11 protein-coding genes are annotated in these 19308 nt (G+C 38.4%); all 11 read right to left on the reverse strand.

Features of this window, described 5'->3' with window-relative positions:
- Positions 1-10: 10 nt before the first annotated feature.
- Positions 11-250, reverse strand: coding sequence for a glutaredoxin family protein (locus tag H5161_RS10920; RefSeq protein ID WP_002961779.1), 240 nt, complete (start codon positions 248-250; stop codon positions 11-13).
- A complete protein-coding gene (gene rlmKL, locus H5161_RS10925; protein ID WP_138489126.1) occupies positions 243-2360 on the reverse strand; it encodes a bifunctional 23S rRNA (guanine(2069)-N(7))-methyltransferase RlmK/23S rRNA (guanine(2445)-N(2))-methyltransferase RlmL in 2118 nt (705 codons plus the stop codon). The genes H5161_RS10920 and rlmKL overlap by 8 nt, the downstream gene beginning before the upstream one ends.
- A 91-nt stretch (positions 2361-2451) precedes the next feature.
- The gene (locus tag H5161_RS10930; protein ID WP_002961896.1) at positions 2452-2982 is read right to left on the reverse strand and encodes a cell division protein ZapC; all 531 of its coding nucleotides are present in this window, start codon (positions 2980-2982) and stop codon (positions 2452-2454) included.
- 117 nt (positions 2983-3099) lie between these two features.
- Positions 3100-4110, reverse strand: coding sequence for a quinone-dependent dihydroorotate dehydrogenase (gene pyrD, locus H5161_RS10935; RefSeq protein WP_182769270.1), 1011 nt, complete (start codon positions 4108-4110; stop codon positions 3100-3102).
- 120 nt (positions 4111-4230) lie between these two features.
- Positions 4231-9072, reverse strand: coding sequence for an NAD-glutamate dehydrogenase (locus tag H5161_RS10940; protein ID WP_002961899.1), 4842 nt, complete (start codon positions 9070-9072; stop codon positions 4231-4233).
- 208 nt (positions 9073-9280) lie between these two features.
- Positions 9281-11602 carry an RND family transporter gene (locus tag H5161_RS10945; RefSeq protein WP_182769271.1) on the reverse strand — a complete coding sequence of 774 codons (2322 nt, stop codon included), beginning with the start codon at positions 11600-11602 and terminating at the stop codon, positions 9281-9283.
- Positions 11602-12597 carry a YCF48-related protein gene (locus tag H5161_RS10950; protein ID WP_182769272.1) on the reverse strand — a complete coding sequence of 332 codons (996 nt, stop codon included), beginning with the start codon at positions 12595-12597 and terminating at the stop codon, positions 11602-11604. The genes H5161_RS10945 and H5161_RS10950 overlap by 1 nt, the downstream gene beginning before the upstream one ends.
- A gap of 126 nt (positions 12598-12723) precedes the next feature.
- Positions 12724-14088, reverse strand: a complete 1365-nt coding sequence (locus tag H5161_RS10955) for a DUF1329 domain-containing protein (RefSeq protein ID WP_182769273.1) — start codon at positions 14086-14088, stop codon at positions 12724-12726.
- A 13-nt stretch (positions 14089-14101) separates the two neighbouring features.
- A complete protein-coding gene (locus H5161_RS10960; RefSeq protein ID WP_182769274.1) occupies positions 14102-16201 on the reverse strand; it encodes a DUF1302 domain-containing protein in 2100 nt (699 codons plus the stop codon).
- A gap of 252 nt (positions 16202-16453) precedes the next feature.
- Entirely contained in the window at positions 16454-16675 is a 222-nt protein-coding gene (locus H5161_RS10965) for a DUF2835 family protein (RefSeq protein ID WP_010552655.1), read from the reverse strand.
- On the reverse strand, positions 16676-19270 hold the full coding sequence (gene pepN / locus H5161_RS10970; protein WP_182769275.1) for an aminopeptidase N: 2595 nt from the start codon (positions 19268-19270) through the stop codon (positions 16676-16678).
- Positions 19271-19308: the final 38 nt, after the last annotated feature.

Below are 19308 nucleotides of genomic sequence, written 5' to 3' on the forward strand. Positions count from 1 at the left end.
TTATTTGCTCTTATTCTGCTTGTGCTAAAAATTCGCGCACAGAGTGTAAAGTAAAAGGCCAATATAATTTCTCGCCTTTTTCACTTTTTAATACAGGAATAGTAATTTGATACTCAGCAATAAGCTGCTCATCAGTCATAATATCGATTAGTAATAACTCACTGTTGTCATTTAGTACATCAGTGATAAGTTGCTCAGCCTGTTCGCACAAGTGGCAGCCATCAGTATGATATAAAATCCATTTAGCCATGAGTAATTAGCCAGCTATTATGGATTTTTTTATTACGTTTGAAGTCTGGTGATAGCGTTTTATCTGAGATATTAACGGCTTTTAAACCTAAACCAATCAGGCCAACTTCATCCATTACAAAACCACGTTTGTTATTAGAGAAAATCAAAGTACCTGATGGACTTAAGATCTTTTTTACCCACGTTAATAATTTAATGTGATCACTTTGCACATCAAACGCGTCTTTCATACGTTTTGAGTTTGAGAACGTTGGAGGGTCTAAAAATATCAAATCATATTGTGCTGTCGCATGCTCTAACCATTTTAAACAATCTGCTTGTTCAAAACGGTAACGTGTATTACTGATATTGTTTAAATCGAAGTTATCTTGGCCCCATTTTAAATAGGTTTTAGATAAATCAACTGTTGTAATTGCTTTAGCGCCACCAAGTGCAGCATGCACAGAGGCAGTACCTGTGTATGCAAACAAGTTTAAAAAGCGCTTATCTTTCGCATTTTCTTGAATATAACGACGCATTAAACGGTGATCTAAAAACAAACCTGTGTCTAAGTAGTCAAATAAATTAACTTTAAACTTAGCACCAAACTCTTCAACTACCATAGTTCGGTTTTGTTTAGACATGGCCGTATACTGCTCTTCGCCCTTTTGCTTTTTACGCACTTTTACAGCAATATTTTCAGGTGAGATATCAAGTTGTTGCGAAGTCAATGTTATTACGTCTTGCAGGCGTTTTTCTGATGTTTTTTCATCAATTTCTTTAGGCGCTGCATATTCAAAAATAACCGCAGAATCACCGTAAATATCTACAGCAACATTGTACTCAGGGATATCCGCTTCATAAACACGATAAGCGTCTACTTTATTTTGTTTAAGCCAGTTTTTTAAGCCTTGCTTATTCTTTTTCAATCTATTTGCGAATGACGTAGAGCCCTCAAAATTAAGCGCTTTTTTATCATCGGTAGTCAAACTTACTTGCTTATCATCTAATTGATATAAGTTAAGTTCAACATCAAGTGGGCCATTTTTAAACTTATAACGCTTAAGGCGCACAAGTTTTAAAAGTTTAAATAAGCTCTCGTCCATACCTAGTAAGGCAAGTTTCCAATGATTAAAGTGCTTTTTAAAGCCAACACCTAAATTACGGTGTAAATCAACAAGCTCAGCCATAGAACCAATACGTTCACCATAAGGTAAGTTTGAAATTACAACACCCGGTAATTTTGCAACAGCAGTAAGTTTAGTTGCATCGCTTTGCTTAAACTTAATAACATCATCAAGCTCAGCACGTTTGGCATTATCAATCGCTTTATTTAAAACTTGTTCATCGTAATCGTGGCCAATTAACCACAATTTAGGATCGGTAATGTTAGCAAGTAACTCTTCTTTAAGTTCTTTAAACTTAGCGGCTCTAAAACTGGGTAAACGCTCAAAAGCAAAGCCTTCACGAAATAATCCCGGTGCTTCGTTTCGTGCCATGCCAGCCGCTTCGATTAAAATAGTACCCGCACCACAACATGGATCGAATAAAGGTTGTTTTACATTATCAAGCCAACCACTTCGTTTAATTAATGCAGCCGCTAAATGTTCTTTAATTGGTGCTTTACCTTGACCTTGACGGTAACCACGTTCAGACAAACGAGGGCCCGAATAGTCAATATACATAGAAACGCCGTAACGATTTAATCGTGCAACAACACGCACATTTGCATCTTGCTTATCAACGTTAGGACGCTGCTCGTATAAATCATTAAAGTAGTCAACAATCGCATCTTTTATTACAAGACCCGAAAATTGTGTGTTTTTTAATGAGTCATTGGTACCGTTGAAGTCGACAGCGAATGTTTGAGTTGGTCCAAACCACTCTTGCCAAGGTTGCGAGCGAGCAAAATTATACAGGCTATTCTTGTCATCTACGCCTTCTTTTTCTTCAATAAGCATAAGCACACGCGTTGCAAAACGACTTGATAAACAAACCTTTTGCGCCAGTAATGAGTCAGCCTCAAAACGAACAGAACCAACAGTTTGCTTAGACACAGTTGCGCCAAGTTCTGTTAGTTCATCAACCAATAAATTTTCGATTCCGATAGAAGTAAGTGCGATAAATTGCAAAGTAATAACCCTTAATAGCTAATTGCGCAGGATTATAACATAGGTTGGGCGACAAACACGCCATAAAGACACGCTTAAGACTTAAATTTGGTTAGGCGGTTTGACTTTGATATTGCTGATTTAGGATGGGGTGTACTCGATTATTCAAAATACGGATTACTTCAAATTGCGCTAAAGATAAATTTTCGTCTAATTTAAAGGTTTCGCTTAAATTTAAGCAAATAGATGCATCAGGGCAATGCTCTACAATTAAAAAATCGCCAGTCTGCGCTTTAGATATTAATTTAACTATTGCTTCTACACTTGGCTCTGTTCCAGTGTATTCTTCAAAAAACCAGCTTTTTGATAAAACGGGTTTTAAGTGATACTTAACAGCGGTTGCATTTAGCGATATTTGACAAATTTGAGCAGCAGACCACAATTCAAACCCATCTAAATAGTTATAAACTTGTTCATAAAATGCAGCATCTTCGAGACTAAAACGTGGATTTTTAAAAACAGAATCGGTGAGTTGTCTTAACTTATAGGGCGTACATAATTGCATGTCGTCATTTAAATCAAGTAATAAACGATTTTTATTAGGACAAGTAATCCACTGCCATTGCTTTGATGCTTGTAACATTTACTCCTCCTTGGGTATGTTGAATAATTATTGCTCACAGTATAACCGCTTTTGACCACTTTTAAAATGCTTGCTTAGAACATTTATCGAACGATCAAAAGCTTAGATAACTGATCCTTATAAGCCGTTAACGATCGACTTTACCAATTGTGGACCTTTGTAGATGAACCCAGTATAAACCTGGACTAAATTTGCGCCTGCATCGAACTTTTCTTTTGCAGATTGCGCATCATCTATTCCGCCAACTCCGATGATTGGTAATTTACCTTGTGTTAAGCGTTTCAATTCACTCACTATCTCTGTAGAACGCATTCTAACAGGGTGACCTGATAAACCGCCGGCTTCTTCTGCATATTGCTGGCCCATAACTGCAGCTCGCTCAAGCGTGGTGTTGGTGGCAATTACACCATCGATTTTATTATTTAAAAGTGATTCACTTACTTGTTGAATTTGAATTTGATCTAGATCCGGTGCAATTTTTACAAGCATAGGCACTTGTTTATTGTGCTTTGCAACTAAATCTAACTGTTCGTTTTTAAGACTCTGCAGTAAATCATCAAGTGCAGCGCCATATTGCAAATCACGCAAGCCAGGTGTATTTGGTGATGAAATATTTACCGTAATGTATGAGGCATGCTCAAACACTTTACGCATACAATGAATATAGTCATCTTTACCTTGTTCATTTGGCGTATCTTTATTTTTACCAATATTAATACCGAGTATGCCGCTGTATTTTGCTGCTTTTACATTTGAAACTAAGTTATCAACGCCTTTATTATTAAAACCCATACGGTTAATAATAGCGTTTGATTCTGGCAACCTAAAAATACGAGGTTTATCATTACCCGCTTGAGCACGCGGCGTAATAGTGCCAACTTCAATAAAACCAAAGCCCATTTGGCTGAATGCATCAATACATTCCGCATTTTTATCAAGGCCAGCTGCTAGCCCTACAGGGTTTTTAAATTTCAGACCAAAAAAATCGACTGGCTTATCAGAAATATTTTGCGACCAAGCTAAATTTAAAGGTGTATTGGTAAAACGACGAAGATTATTAAGTGCAAACTCATGCGCCCACTCCGCATCACGGGTAAACATAAAACGGCGAGCTAAATCATAAAACATCAATATAATCCTCTTTTTAAATTTTAGACAAAAAAATACCTCAGACAAGGCTGAGGTATTGTATAACAATTTTAACAATCAGTTATTTATTTACTAAACAATTAACTGATTAAAGCTAAATTATTTTCCTGACGTATCACAATTGTGGCTTAACAACATAAGTTCACGAAGTGCAACCGAGAACTTAGCAAAGTCGTGGCTTTGTGATGTTTTAAACTCAGCCAGCATTTGTTTCCAGCGTTGAAGTAATAAATCTTGGCTATCCATCCACTCGTCTATTTGACTATCAACATCGCTCTCATCACCTTCAAAGCTATTTAATACAACTTCAGATAACGTACGTTGCTGCCAATCAAGCTCTTCTCGATAAGACGAGCGAGCAAGTGCTTGCCAATGATTTGCTACTGGTTGCTTGGTTATTTGCTCTAAGAACCAATGCAGACCCATTCTTGCACCTAGTTTAAAGTAAGTATTGGACACCATCGAAATACTCTTACCTGAACTATTCGCAACTTCTGCTAAATCCATCACAGAGAATAAGCTTGATAAAGAAACAATACGATTAGCTATATCTGTTGGAACGCCCGCGTCAATTAACTTATTGGCCTCAATTACAATACGATCATTTTCTTTTTCAATCATATACGTATTTAAGTTATCGCTTAAATCTTTAAAGGTTGGCGCAAAGAATTCAATTCCTTGTTCAATAGTTTGTGACTTATTACGGTGACGTAAGAACCAACGCGTTGCACGGCGCACAGTACGACGAAGTTGGTAAAGCATTTCAGTTTGAACTGCTGCTGGTATTTTATTATCAAGTGCACTAATAGAAGACCATGTTTCACGCATTTCAAATATTTCGCTAGCAATTGAGTAACACATTGCTATCTCAGCTTCATTAGCACCGGTTTCTTCATGCATACGTACCATGAAGTTTAAACCCATGTCGTTAACGATACTGTTTGCAAGTTTAGTTGCAATAATTTCTTTACGAAGTGGGTGGTTGTTCATCGCATCGTTAAACTTCTCACGCAATGGACGTGGGAATGACTTAACAAGCAATTGGCGATAGTAAGGGTTTTCAGTAATTTCATCACTTACTAAAGACTCTTTTAATACCATTTTTGCGTAAGACACTAGCACTGAAAGCTCAGGACGAGTTAAGTCTTTACCTGCAGCGGCGCGTTCTGCCAATTCTTCATCACTTGGAATAAATTCGATAGCACGGTTTAACTTGCCTTCTTTTTCAAGCGCATGAATAAAGCGAATCTTTTCTTTGAGCGTTGAAGTTCCTTTAGACTGTGTAATTGAAATAGTATGTGTTTGACGGTAACAGTCTTTTAATACTAATTCAGAAACTTCATCTGTCATTGAGTAAAGTAGCTCATCACGTTGTTTACGTGTTAGGTCACCTTCAGCGACTAAGCCATTAAGTAAAATCTTAATGTTAACTTCGTTATCTGAACAGGCAACACCCCCTACGTTATCAATGAAGTCAGTATTAACACGACCACCTTTAGCTGCAAATTCAACACGACCTAATTGCGTTGCACCTAAGTTACCGCCCTCACCTATTATTTTAGCGCCTAAATCTCTACCATTGATACGTAGTGCATCGTTTGCACGATCCCCTACATCGGCATCAGTTTCTTTAGAGTGTTTAATGTATGTACCAATACCGCCGTTCCACAGTAAATCAAACTCCATCATTAATGAGGCTTTCATTAACTCATTTGGTGTCATACTAGCTTTTTTAGTGCCCAACATTTTTTTCATTTCTGGGCTAAGCGTAATTGATTTAGCTGCACGAGAGAACACACCGCCACCGGCAGAAATTAGCTCTTTATTGTAATCTTCCCAAGAAGAACGCGGCATATTAAATAAACGTTCGCGCTCAGGGTAAGATGTAGCAGCATCTGGATTAGGGTCAACAAAAATGTGCATATGGTTAAAGGCAACTTGTAGACGAATATGCTTAGATAACAGCATACCATTACCAAATACATCGCCTGCCATATCGCCAATTGCTACTACTGTAAAGTCGGTAGTTTGACAATCAATATCCATTTCACGGAAATGTCGTTTAACTGACTCCCATGCGCCTTTTGCTGTGATACCCATTTTCTTATGGTCATAACCAACCGAGCCACCAGATGCAAATGCATCACCTAGCCAGAAATTGTATTCGTTAGCAATGCCATTTGCGATATCAGAGAAAGTAGCAGTTCCTTTATCCGCTGCAACTACTAGGTAAGCATCATCTTCATCATGACGAACAACATCGCGCGCTGGTACTATTTCACCACGCTCAATATTATCAGTAATATCTAAAAGACCACGGATAAAGATTTTATAACACTCTTGGCCTTCTTTGATAAACGCTTCACGCTCAGTCGGTAGTTGTTTACATACAAAGCCACCTTTAGAACCTACAGGTACGATTACCGTATTTTTAACTTGTTGTGCTTTAACTAAGCCAAGTACTTCAGTACGGAAGTCTTCACGACGATCTGACCAACGCAGACCACCACGTGCTACTTTGCCGTAACGTAAATGCACACCTTCTACGCGCGGAGAATAAACAAAAATTTCAAACGCAGGTAAAGGAAGTGGTACATCAGGAATTAAGCTAGGTTGTATTTTAAACGACACATAAGACTTAAACTGTCCGGCATCGTCTTTTTGGAAATAGTTAGTACGCAGCGTCGCAACAATCATATCTACGTATAAACGTATAATACGGTCATCATCAAGGTTTGCTACATTTTCAAGCTCTAAATAAATTTGCGTGCTTAGCTTTTCAAGTGTTTTAGCACTTGCAGGGCTTTTAACTGAGAACTTTTTAGCAAACAAGTTAACAATTTGCGCTGCGATATTTGGATAATTTGCAAATGTACTTTCTATGTAACTTTGTGAGAACGTTACACCAATTTGACGCATGTATTTAGCATACGCACGTAAAATAGAGGCTTCGCGGCCTGTTAGACCACCCATTAACACTAAACGGTTAAAACCATCGTTTTCAAGGCGGTTGCCCCAAACATTTGTTAATGCAGCACGAAAACGTGCTGAAATTTTATCAAAATCCGCCATCCCTTTGCTGTCAATAAGCATCGAGAAGTCCATGATCCAGTTGATACGACCATCGCTAGTTTTAACTGAGTATGGTGTTTCACCAACAACGCGAAGGCCAAAGTTTTCAAGCATTGGCATAACATCAGATAAGTGAATCGGCTCATCTTTATGGAATAAGCTTAATCGTACAATATTGCTGTTTGCTTCTTCTTGAGGACGGTAAAACAACATTTCTAGTTTGTTTTCATCGCTAAGTAGTTCTAACTTTTCAATATCAACAACCGCAGCACTTGGAAGCACTTCATCTTTGTATGAGCGTGCAAACGCATTACAGTATTTACGATTTAAATCGTTACCACGAGCTTCACCCGCAGACTCTAAAAGTGCAGATTGAAGTTTATCTTCCCACGTACGTGCAGCTTCTACTAAATTGTTTTCGATGTCTTTCACGTTATATTCGATCTTGTTGTCGGTCACACGAACGGTGTAATGAGTACGCGCCAGTGTTGACTCAGAGAAATAAGTAGTAAATTCGACTTTATCGTCAGAATTAAATGCATTAGCTAATATATCTTGCGTTTCACGACGAAGAGCCGTGTTATAACGCTCGCGAGGTACATAAACCATACAAGATAAAAAACGACCATACGCATCTTTACGTACAAACAAGCGACACATATCGCGCTCTTGTACTTGTAACACACCCATAGCAACTTCAAGTAGCTCACCTTCGCGCGCTTGAACTAGCTCATCACGTGGGTAGGTTTCTAAAATATTTAAAACAGCTTTGTAAGCGTGAGTACCTTTAGCAAAATCACACATTTCCATAATGCGATTAATTTTACTTTTTAACACAGGCACATCAGTAGCACTGTTATTGTAAAAGCTTGATGAGAATAAACCGATAAAGCGGTCTTCACCAATTACATTGCCTTCATCGTCAAAACGCTTAATGCCAACATAATCAATGTAAGCTGGACGATGAACACGAGAAACAGAGTTAGTTTTTGTTAAAATCAGTAGGTTGCTGCTACGAGCTTCTTGACGTGCAACTTCAGGTAATTCTGATAATAAGCGAGTGTGTTCTTCAGTAGAGTTTTTCATCAAGCCTAGGCTTGTATCCATTTTACCTTTTAGTTGGTAATCACCTTGAACTGGGCTTAACTCATATTCACGGTAACCCATTAGGGTAAAATTATCTTTAGCTAACCAATCTAAAAACTCAGTTGTTTCTGAAACTTCATCTTTACTTTTATTATGATGACGTTTAGGTAACTCTTTAGTCACTGCAATCAATTTTTTACGGATTGGTTGCCAATCATCAACAGCAACTGACACATCAACAAGCACAGACTCTAATTCTTTTTTGAAAGACTCAATCACAGAAGAATCTGTTTGACGGTCAATTTCAATAAAAAATACAGTTTTAGTAGATGAAGATTCTTGCTCTGCTTTTAAATTTGATAATCCAGAAATTTTAGCGTTTTCATCACGCTTAATTTTTAATGGGCAGTGAAGTAATAAGTGAGAGGCGATATTTTCACGAGTCATGGCCATACGAACAGAATCAACTAAGAACGGCATATCTTTAGTGATAATTTCAACGATTGTATGTGATGACTGCCAGCCATCTTTTGCCACTTCTGGATTGAAAACGCGGATAACAGCGTCGTCAGTAGTATTTTTTTCTAGCGAGTTCCAAAGGCTTAATGCTGCGCCATATAGGTCACTATCGTTGCGGTTTGCCAAATCCTCTTTAGACATATTGCTGTACAAGGCTTTGGCGAATTTCTCAACGAGTAACACATTATCAGCGCGAACTTTTTTCTGGATCAGCTTACAGACATTATCTAGGATAACCGAGGCTTGGCCTTCATTTCGTGTCATTGTATGTTCCTTAATCTATTACTGCTAAAAGCAGAATATTTGTACAGCGTATTATTAGCGTGAAGTCAGTTAAATTCTAACCCTTTTACAGCTAATAAACAGCCTTTTCGATGAAAACATTTTAAGCATTTCAGCTATTTGGTCATCTATTCACAAAATATAGATATAAATGGCCATTACTGGCCATTTAGGAGCAAAAGTATTCACATTATTTTTTCTGGTCAGTCCAGAGAAGGCTACCAATTGCGGGTAATAACAACACTGCACCTAACATATTCACTAAAAACATGAAGGTTAATAGTATACCCATATCAACTTGGAATTTAAGATCTGAGAATATCCAAGTGCTCACACCAATAGCTAATGTAATACCAGTAAATAGAACCGCGCTGCCACGCTCAACAAGCGCATTTCGATAAGCAACACTAAGCGGTACGTTTTGCTTAAGCTGCCCCATCATCGACGACAGTATATAAATACCGTAATCAACACCAATACCTACACCTAATGCAATTACAGGTAAAGTAGAAACTGTTAAGCCTATTTCCAGCTGTACCATAAGTGCTTGGGCAAGGGTTGATACAATATAAAGCGGTAATACCACGGCTACTGTTGCTTTTACGCTTCTAAAGCTCATTAAACATAAAATAATAACGGCACCATAAACGTAAAGCATCATGGGTATTTGTGCTTCTGATACAGACTCATTAGTAGCTGCCATTACGCCCACAGGTCCTGACGCTAATTTAAATGCTAGTTTTTCAGTGCCCTCTTCTTGTGCAAATTGCTTAACACTCTTAATTACGGTATCGATAGTTTGTGCTTTATGATCATCTAAGAATATAATCACTGGCATAACTGAACAATCACCGTTAAGTAAGCCTGTACTAGTTTCAACTCGAGACGTTGACTGTACTAAGCTTGCTGAATTTCGTGGCAAACTCTGCCATTTTAAATTGCCTTCGTTGTAGCCCGCGTTAACCGATTGAGCTACAGAGCTCAAACTTACAGCAGACTGCACACCGGCCACATTCTCAACTTTGTATTGAAAACGGCTTATACGCTTCATCACATCATGCTCAGTACATGCTGCAGGATACGCCTCTACAATTACTTTTAAAATATCAGACGAGATAGTGTACTTATCCGAAATTAAAAACGTGTCTTGGTTATAACGGGCATCTTGATGCAGAGATGGCGCGCCTGCGTGTAAGTCACCTATACGCATTTTATCTGCTTGCCAGTAGCCTAGAGCAAATAAAACAAGGGTAAAACCGATAATCATTTTAGCGATTTTAGGATCGGTTGCTTTTACTAAAATGTCTCTGATCTTATCAAGTATATTAGGCTTCTCAGCATCACCAGATTGAATATGTACACTGTTTTCAAAGTTCATGTACGACGCCCAAACTGGCAGCAAAATTAAATTTGTAAATATAATTACTGCCACACCTAAACTCGCTGTAATAGCAAGTTCGCGAATAATACCAATATCAATAGTAAGTAATGTTAAAAAGCCTACGGTATCTGAAAGCAGTGCAATACCACCAGGTATTAATAAAGCCCTGAAACTTGACTGACAACAAATTCGCGTACTTTTTCCTTCACCTACTTTTTTGCCAATCGCATTGATCATCTGCACACCATGGCTTACACCAATAGCAAACACTAAAAACGGCACCAAAATAGACATAGGGTCTAGTCCAAACCCTAAACTTGAAAGCAGGCCTAATTGCCAAATAACAGCAATAATAGAACACGCGATTGGCAAAATAGTTAGCTTTAAACTGCCACAAAATAGCCAAACCATAATAAAGGTAAAGGCGATAGCAATGGCAAAAAATACGACTACCCCTTTTGCGCCTTCAGCTATATCACCAGCCATTTTTGCAAAGCCAATAATATGAATACTTACTTTGTCTGTACTTAAAGGCTCTCTTAAATCACTTTCTAGCTTTTGTGCAAAAGCTAATGTGTCTAATTTTTGTTGTGTTTGAGGATCTGTTTCTAAAAGTTGAGCCGTTACCATTGCACACGAGTAATCGCTAGCAATCATACGCCCTACAACTTTTGCTTTTTCAATGTTTTCCTTTACTACACCTAATCCACGCGTATCTGCTTTAAAGTTTGCAGGAATAATTGGACCGCCGGCAAAGCCATCCTCTACTACTTCTACAAAGCGAGCACTAGGTGAAAATATAGAATTCACTAAAGGACGATTTACACCAGGAATAAAATAAAGCTGATCGTGAACCGCTTTTAATTGAGTAAAAAATTCTGGATTAAATATATCTCCGCTGTCGTCACATACTGAAATTAAAATGCTGTTTGCACCACCAAACTGTTTTTCATGTTTAGTGTATACCTTCATGTAATCGTGATTTAACGGGATATTTTTATTAAACGATGCATCAAGTTGAATTTGAGTCGCTTTAAATACAAGTAAACAGGTTATAAGTGCAAAACTTATAAGCATAATTAAGCGATGTCTAAAAATCGCCTTTTCAATAAAATCGAGTAACTTATGCATTAAGGGGTTAACTCCTTCACTTTAATGCCATCTTCTGTAGCCATGATCAATCTGTTATCTAAAATTACACCATCAAGAATCGCTTTACCGTCAGCAAGCTGCTCATGGGTGAGTAACCCATCTTGAAGATGAAAAATAACGCCACTATTAGCGAGCATGAGCCATTGTTTGTTATTATAATTAATGATGTTGTTAATCGTCGCTGTTTTAACATTTTCAAAATGCTGCCACTGCTTTTCGCCACTTTGTTTTGCAAAAACATTACCTCGTAGCCCCGCCACAATTTCTTGAGTGCTATCAGAGGCAACTGCAAAGAATGAACCGGGATAAACTTCTTCTATTCTTTGCCAAGTTAGACCATCGTCAATACTTCTGGCCATTAAACCCATTTCACCAACGAGCATTAATCCATTGTCTGTTTTTTCTATGCGATTAAAGTGCGGTAAAATAGAAGCAGTTTCCGCTTCGTATCCTTGTGGGTCATTTTCTTTTAAATCGTTTAAGTAATCACGATCATCACTAAAGAGTAGCGAATCTAAAAAGCGTTTTTGCCAATGTTGACCACCGTCTGTAGTTTGATAAAACATGCCATATGCGCCCACTGCAAAACCTTTTAAGTCATCTTCAAATAAAATATCTAAACATGGTTTGTCTAATTCAGGTAATGCTTGTTGTAGCTGCCAATTAACGCCACCGTCAGTAGTATTTATGATTGTTGCATCGTGGCCACACGCCCATCCATTATTTTCGTTACTAAAATCAACGGCAGTTAAGAGCACTTGAGTTGGAACTAGCTCAGCTTGTTGCCATGAATCACCCGATGTACTTTTAATAACAGTACCGTGTTTACCAACAGCAATTAAGCCATTACCCGTGTTAGTTATATCGGTGAGTAAGGTTTTAGCTGCATTTGTTGCACTGATTGCATAGTTAGGGGCTTCTTGTGCAACACTCGCACCGCTTATTATCAGGCTGGCATATACCAAATACTTCATAAATTTTAATCGCCTTGTACGAGAGAGTTGTTTGTCTTTTTACTAGGGAGTGCGTTGCGCGCTGTAAGACAAACGCGATGAGAAAGGAAAAGGCACTTAACATATTGTTAAGTGCCTAGTTTAATACTATCTACCTTCGCGACGTAAAGCGCTTGAAGTAAATTCGTTATCGTTAAACGACTGTGAAAAATCGTACATTTTTTCTTGGTTATCTAAACCAATTGCTAAATAACGACGAGAATTCAAATCATGATAAACCTCAAGAGTACTCCACTGTGTAGGAACTTCGTAATAGTTAAGGCCATAAGCCATGGCTACACGGTAAAGTTGGTCGCGGTTATCATAAATATCAGTTACCTGTACTTGCCAGCTATCTTCATCAATGTAAAACACACGCTTTTTATAGATATGGCGTGTATCATCTTTTAAGTTAGCTTCAACAACCCAAACACGATGTTTTTCGTAACGTGTATGTTCTGGGTTAATATGGCCAGGCATTAAAATATCATCGTACTCTAGCTTGTCGCTATGAAGTTTATAGCTGTTGTAAGGTATGTATAACTCTTGCTTACCTTTTAGCGTCCAGTTGTAACGATTTGGTGAGCCATTAAACATATCAAAATCATCGGTAGTACGCAGGCTATCTGCAGCTGTGCCTGGTGCATCATATGCAACATTAGGTGCACGACGAACACGACGTTGCCCCGAGTTATAAGTCCATGCTTGGCGCGGCGTTAATATTTGGTCCATTGTTTCATGAACTAATAATGCAGTACCCGCTAAACGTGCAGGCTCTGTAACGCTTTGTTTAAACTTAAACAAAATGTTTGAGTCTTGTAGCTCTGCAGGTGTTGCGCTTGGGTCTGAGTATTTAACTAATAGCTGCTCATCAAAACCAACATAGTTGTAAGAGCCAGATGCAGTCGGTGCAGCTTGACCACCAAAGCGCTCAATAGACTGGCCACGGTAACGTAATAAGTGATTCCAAATTGCCTCTAAACCTGTTTTAGGAATAGGGAAAGGAATACCTATCGCGGTATTTTTAATACCGTTACCGCCTTCGATTAATTCAGCAGTCGGTGCAAACTTTTTAGTCGCGTCATAAACAAACTGAGGGTACGAAGCTGAGCGGCGTGTTTCATACACTGGCATTTTAAATGTGTCTGGGTATGCTTCAAATAAAGCAATTTGACCCGGACTTAAATTGGCTTTGTACTTTTCAATATTACTTTTATCGATAGTGAAAAGCACTTTATCAGCTGTAAATGGGTCAAGATGATGCATACCAGCTTTATAACCTGCAGGCGCTGTTGTAATTCCATTATTCCACGCTGGAATAGAGCCATCAGCATTCGCAGCTTTTTCTGCACCCATTGGCGTTAAGTTTTGACCTAATTGAGCAACTTCATCAGCGCTTAATTTAGCCAAAGCTGCGCTGCTTGCAAACAAACTACAAAATGCTGTAGCGATGAGGGTAGGTTTTTTAATCATAGTAATGTTACCCCTAAATAGAATATTTTAAGTTAAAAGAAACGTAATCGCGGTCTGAGAATGTATTAACACCGCCACCGCCCCAAAACGAGTTATAGCTCACATCAAGTGACCACGCATTTTGGTAGTTAAAGTTCATCGTAGCACCTAAAGATTTACGATCTTCGATAAATAAGAACATAGGATCTGGTGTATTACCGTTTACGTCATGAGAAAATACAAAACGTGGTGAAAAGTTAATACCTTTGTAAAAGTTGAAGTAATCGCCTTTCGCAATTAGGCGGTAACCCCAAGACGATGCTGTAGCGAATGATTTCTCTTCAGCGCCATTTGATAGACCAAGTTGCAATGTTGAATAATCAGTAGTACCTGGGCCTGTTATTGTGCCACTACGGCCAGTGCCTGATACATTTAAACGCATTTCGTCATAGCCAGGCATATCGTGAATTTTAACTACACCCACTTCACCAACTACAGCCCAGCTATCAGCACCTAATGAAGGACCAAATAAATGTGTTGCTGTAAATTGAATTTGTGATGTATCACGTTCAATGTAGCCTTTGGCAACTTCACCTGCACCAACTGAGCTTACCGCATCGCCTATACTCATTTGCGAAATACCCGCAAAATCAGGACGAATACCAGCAACCGCCAATTGCTCAGGCATAGCTGTGTAAAGTAACTCTACGTCATCAATTTGTAGCGGTTCATCTTGGCGAAAAGCAAATTCACCCGCGAAGGCTGTTTCGCCAATAGTCGTATTAAAACTTAAACCATATAACTTAATATCTTCAGGGTACTCGTTTTCAGCTTTAGAAAAAGCAGTTAAATCAGCAACATTATCTGACGTGATTTCTGTTGTCATGATCATCGCTAAATCTTGGGCAATTGCAGCTTGTGAAAAGTTTGATACGCGACCAGATATAAGCGGACGACGGCTATGATAATTCACGTGATAGAGTGCAATTTCAGTATCATTAAATTCAGGTAAAAATACACCTAAACGTAAACCATACTGACCGCCATCTTCAGGCTCTGTTTTACCATTATCTCCTTTACCTTTTAAAGCAACTTTAGTTGGGTATGCAAGATACATTTGAGCTAATAAAGCACTTCCTTCTGCACTTGAAGGATCAATACCTTGTGCTGCTGCGGCCAATGCAAAATCAGATGTTAAGTTATTCAGGCTATCTGTTAAAAAAGCGACATCAATATCAGGATTAGACGTAAAACCTAATTGAACATTCTGCTGATAACCATTTTCTGCTGCAAAGTCATTAGTCGAAAAATACGTACCAGCTGCTGGTAAACGCGTTTCTTGCCATTGGTATTGGTAGAAACCTTCAAGGGTAATGTTGTCAGTAATGCCAAGCGATGCCCAAAGCATGCCTACAGGTATGAATGCTTCTTTAAGCTCAGCACCTGGCGCTTTCAATCGGTCAATATCAACTGGGTTTACGTTAATACCATGAGATAAAAGTGTACTCTCACCCCAGTTAACTACTTGTTGACCTAAACGGACAGATAAAGGGTTATTACCATCATTTAAATCAAAATCAGCCCACACAAACGCATCTAATAAACGAATATCTGCACAGCTTTGCGCTTTAGTGTCTTTATCATCACACGGATCAACCCCCTGCCCTGATGTAGGATTTGAATATGCATGATAGCCATCCATCAACGCAAAGTCATAAAAATACATGAAGCGAGTGAACAAACCGTAGTTATCTTTATTTATTGAAAGGTCGTGTGTTCCCTTCAAAAGTTTTGAAAATGAGTCACCACTGTCAAAATTTAAATTACCAGCATCACCATTATTTGAATAAGAGCCAGGTTGAGCCCATACATCTTGAGATGAGTAAATAGTGTTGTTTAGCGCAGGGTTGTAACCTGTCCAATCAAATGCCGGATTGTTACTTTTACCAATTAGGCTAAAGTCTCTGTCTTCTACGCGAACACTTTGCCCATATGAAAAGGTTGAATCGAAGGTAATGTCAAAACCTCCAGCTTCAAATGTTACAGCTTGTGTACTTGCTGCAGATAAACCTAAGCTAGCGGCTGCTATACCTATAGCGATTCTATTTTTAACAAAAAGCGATCTTCTTATCATTTTGGTTCCCCCCTGTCGCGGGTCATTTTGTGTGATCAAGTTATTGTTTTTAGTGTAATCATAACGATAGAAGCGAATCAGTGAAATTACAAATACTCGCTCTAATCTTCCGTATACTTTATATTTTGGTTGACGCTTACGTATTGGTAAGACGTCGTACCAGATAATTTATACACGTAATTTAACAATAGGACAAATTGAAATTAACAAAAATACAATATTTTTATGTATATATAACATAAAAACCGAGTGTCAGGCCACTCGCTCTAGGCGGATAAACTTGTTTTCGGGGGTTAATAAGAGTCTAAAACGGCCACGTACACCTAAACTTGAAATGAAGGGCCTCAAATGTGTAGCAGCAAAACGAATCGTTTTACCGCCATCTTCTACAACTTGTAAAGAGCTAAAACGGCCATGGTAGTAATCCATGCACTCGTTATAGCTCAATCTTAAGGTAAAATAATACTCAATCATTTATGCGAGCGCTTTTTCAACCTTTTCATACAAATCAGCACTTAGCCCATCTAGATTAGCTAAGCGTTGTAATTGCAGTTTCATTGCTTGAGAGCGAACATCATCGTAACGCTTCCATGACATGAACGGTGTTAGCATACGAGACGCATTTTGTGGATTAATTGCATTAAGTTTTATTAACAAGTCACCTAATAACGTATAGCCTTGGGCATCTGAGCGATGAAATTGTGCTGTATTAAAGTGACTAAAGCTTCCTACAAGTGCACGTACACGGTTCGGGTTTGAAAAATCAAAACACGGATGTTCGTAAAGTGCCTTAATATTATCTATAGCTTTATTGCCTGACTGCATAGCTTGCAGTGCAAACCACTTATCCATCACTAAAACATCATGGCGCCATTGACTATCAAAATGATTCAAAAGCTCTTCTTGTATAGGGTGGGATGCTTTTACCACTGCGCTTAGTGCACCAAGTACATTGGTCATATTAGTCGAACTTGCGGCTTCTTTAATAAAGCTTACAGCCTCTGGCTTTTGAGTTTTAGCCAAATAATGCAAGCATATTTGTTTTAAAGCGCGTTTAGCAACGGAGCTTGCACTTATACTGCCATCATCTTCAAGAGATTCGTAACAAGCAAGCAGTTCATCAGCAAGTTCGTCAGCAATTTGTTGCTCAAACTTTTCTGTTATTTCAATAATCTCATCAACAGGTATTACTTCAAATTCAGCGGCTAATGTATCAAAACTTGGCAGTTTAAACAGCTCTGCAATTAAGGCTAAATCACCCTCTTTGGTGTTTATAAGTACACGTAGCGCATTTATAGTTTCGCTGCTTAACATGCTATTAGTTGTGTCGGTAATCTGAGACTTAATCGCTTTAATAAATAGCTGCTGTTGTGCATCCCAACGTGAAAAATCACTGCGTGCAAAACGCATAATATGCAATAGTTCGGGCTCTGTTGTTTGCTGATTTAAAATACAAGGTGCAGAAAAATCTTCGAGTAAAACCGCAACAGGCTTTTCTAAGATATTATCAAAGCTAAATGTTTGAGTCGTACTTGTTACATCAAGCACATGATCTAGTTTTTTACCTTTACATTGCAGAGCAATACTTTCCCCATTCGCATCAAGTAGTTCAATAGCAAAAGGTATATGAAGTGGTTTATTGTCTGGCTGATTGTCCGGTGCTGCTTGTTCTATTGTTAATGTATACGTATTTGAACTGCTATCAAAATGTTGTATTGCATTTAAGCGCGGGGTACCCGATTGACTATACCACAGCTTAAATTGCTCTAAATTTACACCTGATGCATCGCTCATTGCACTGACAAAGTCATCACATGTTACTGCTTGTCCATCGTGGCGCTCAAAGTAAAGTGCCATCCCTTTTTGAAAATTAGTTTCACCTAGTAACGTGTGCATCATACGGATAACTTCAGCACCTTTATCGTATACTGTTACAGTATAAAAGTTATTCATTTCAATAACTTTTTCAGGACGAATTGGATGCGCCATAGGGCCTGCATCTTCGCTAAACTGATGCGTACGCATTACTTTAACTGCATCAATTCGGTTAAGTGCACGAGAGCCTAAATCACTACTAAACTCTTGGTCTCTAAATACGGTTAACCCTTCTTTTAGCGATAACTGAAACCAATCTCTACAAGTAACTCGGTTACCTGTCCAGTTATGAAAATATTCGTGCCCTACAATGGATTCAATCGTATGGTAGTCTTTGTCTGTCGCTGTTTCTTGATTGGCTAATACACATTTACTATTAAAAACGTTTAGCCCTTTATTTTCCATCGCGCCCATGTTGAAAAAATCGACGGCTACAATCATATAAATATCAAGGTCATACTCTAAATTAAAGCGTTCTTCATCCCATTGCATTGCTTTTTTAAGTGAAGCAATAGCATGAGGTGTTTTAGATAAATTACCCTTATCAACAAATAATGCTAACTCTACGTCTTTGCCGCTTTTAGTCGTGTACGTATCTTTCAAAACATCAAAATCGCCCGCTACAAGTGCAAATAAATAGCTCGGCTTTTTAAATGGGTCTTGCCATTTCACAAAATGACGACCATCTGATGTTTCACCGCTATCTACTTGATTACCATTAGAAAGAAGTTGTAGATACTTTTTATCCGCAATAATAGTTACATCAAACGTGGCAAGTACGTCAGGGCGATCCATGTAATAGGTGATTTTTCTAAACCCCTGCGCTTCGCACTGTGTGCAATACGCACCGCCCGATAAATATAAACCTTCTAAAGAAGTATTCGTCTCAGGTGATATCTCGGTCACAATACTTAATTGGCAACTATCCGGTAGGTTATTAATTATTAGCTGCTCACCAACAATTTCATAATCCGTTATATCAACTGTATCAACAGATAAAGACAATAAACGCAAATCAATACCATCAAGCACTAAAGGTGCTTTTTTATCACCAACTCGGGTAAGTGTTAGTAAAGAGCTTACTTTGGTTGATAAAGGCTGTAAGTCAAATGTTAGCTCTGTGTGGTCAATTAGAAAGTCAGGAGCTTTATAGTCTTTAAGATATTGTGCTTTAGGTTTACTTGATTCAGTCATAGATACTCCAAAGCAGCTCCTTTTAAGTTAAAAGGAGC

It is taken from the genome of Pseudoalteromonas sp. SG43-5 (assembly GCF_014164345.1).
GTDB lineage: Bacteria > Pseudomonadota > Gammaproteobacteria > Enterobacterales > Alteromonadaceae > Pseudoalteromonas > Pseudoalteromonas distincta.

What these genes read in the sequence shown, in the direction of transcription:
- H5161_RS10920 (WP_002961779.1), bottom strand. Translation starts at nt 250, where the DNA reads ATGGCTAAATGGATTTTATATCATACTGATGGCTGCCACTTGTGCGAA.
- H5161_RS10930 (WP_002961896.1), bottom strand. Translation starts at nt 2,982, where the DNA reads ATGTTACAAGCATCAAAGCAATGGCAGTGGATTACTTGTCCTAATAAA.
- pyrD (WP_182769270.1), bottom strand. Translation starts at nt 4,110, where the DNA reads ATGTTTTATGATTTAGCTCGCCGTTTTATGTTTACCCGTGATGCGGAG.
- H5161_RS10940 (WP_002961899.1), bottom strand. Translation starts at nt 9,072, where the DNA reads ATGACACGAAATGAAGGCCAAGCCTCGGTTATCCTAGATAATGTCTGT.
- H5161_RS10945 (WP_182769271.1), bottom strand. Translation starts at nt 11,602, where the DNA reads ATGCATAAGTTACTCGATTTTATTGAAAAGGCGATTTTTAGACATCGC.
- H5161_RS10950 (WP_182769272.1), bottom strand. Translation starts at nt 12,597, where the DNA reads ATGAAGTATTTGGTATATGCCAGCCTGATAATAAGCGGTGCGAGTGTT.
- H5161_RS10955 (WP_182769273.1), bottom strand. Translation starts at nt 14,088, where the DNA reads ATGATTAAAAAACCTACCCTCATCGCTACAGCATTTTGTAGTTTGTTT.
- H5161_RS10960 (WP_182769274.1), bottom strand. Translation starts at nt 16,201, where the DNA reads ATGATAAGAAGATCGCTTTTTGTTAAAAATAGAATCGCTATAGGTATA.
- H5161_RS10965 (WP_010552655.1), bottom strand. Translation starts at nt 16,675, where the DNA reads ATGATTGAGTATTATTTTACCTTAAGATTGAGCTATAACGAGTGCATG.
- pepN (WP_182769275.1), bottom strand. Translation starts at nt 19,270, where the DNA reads ATGACTGAATCAAGTAAACCTAAAGCACAATATCTTAAAGACTATAAA.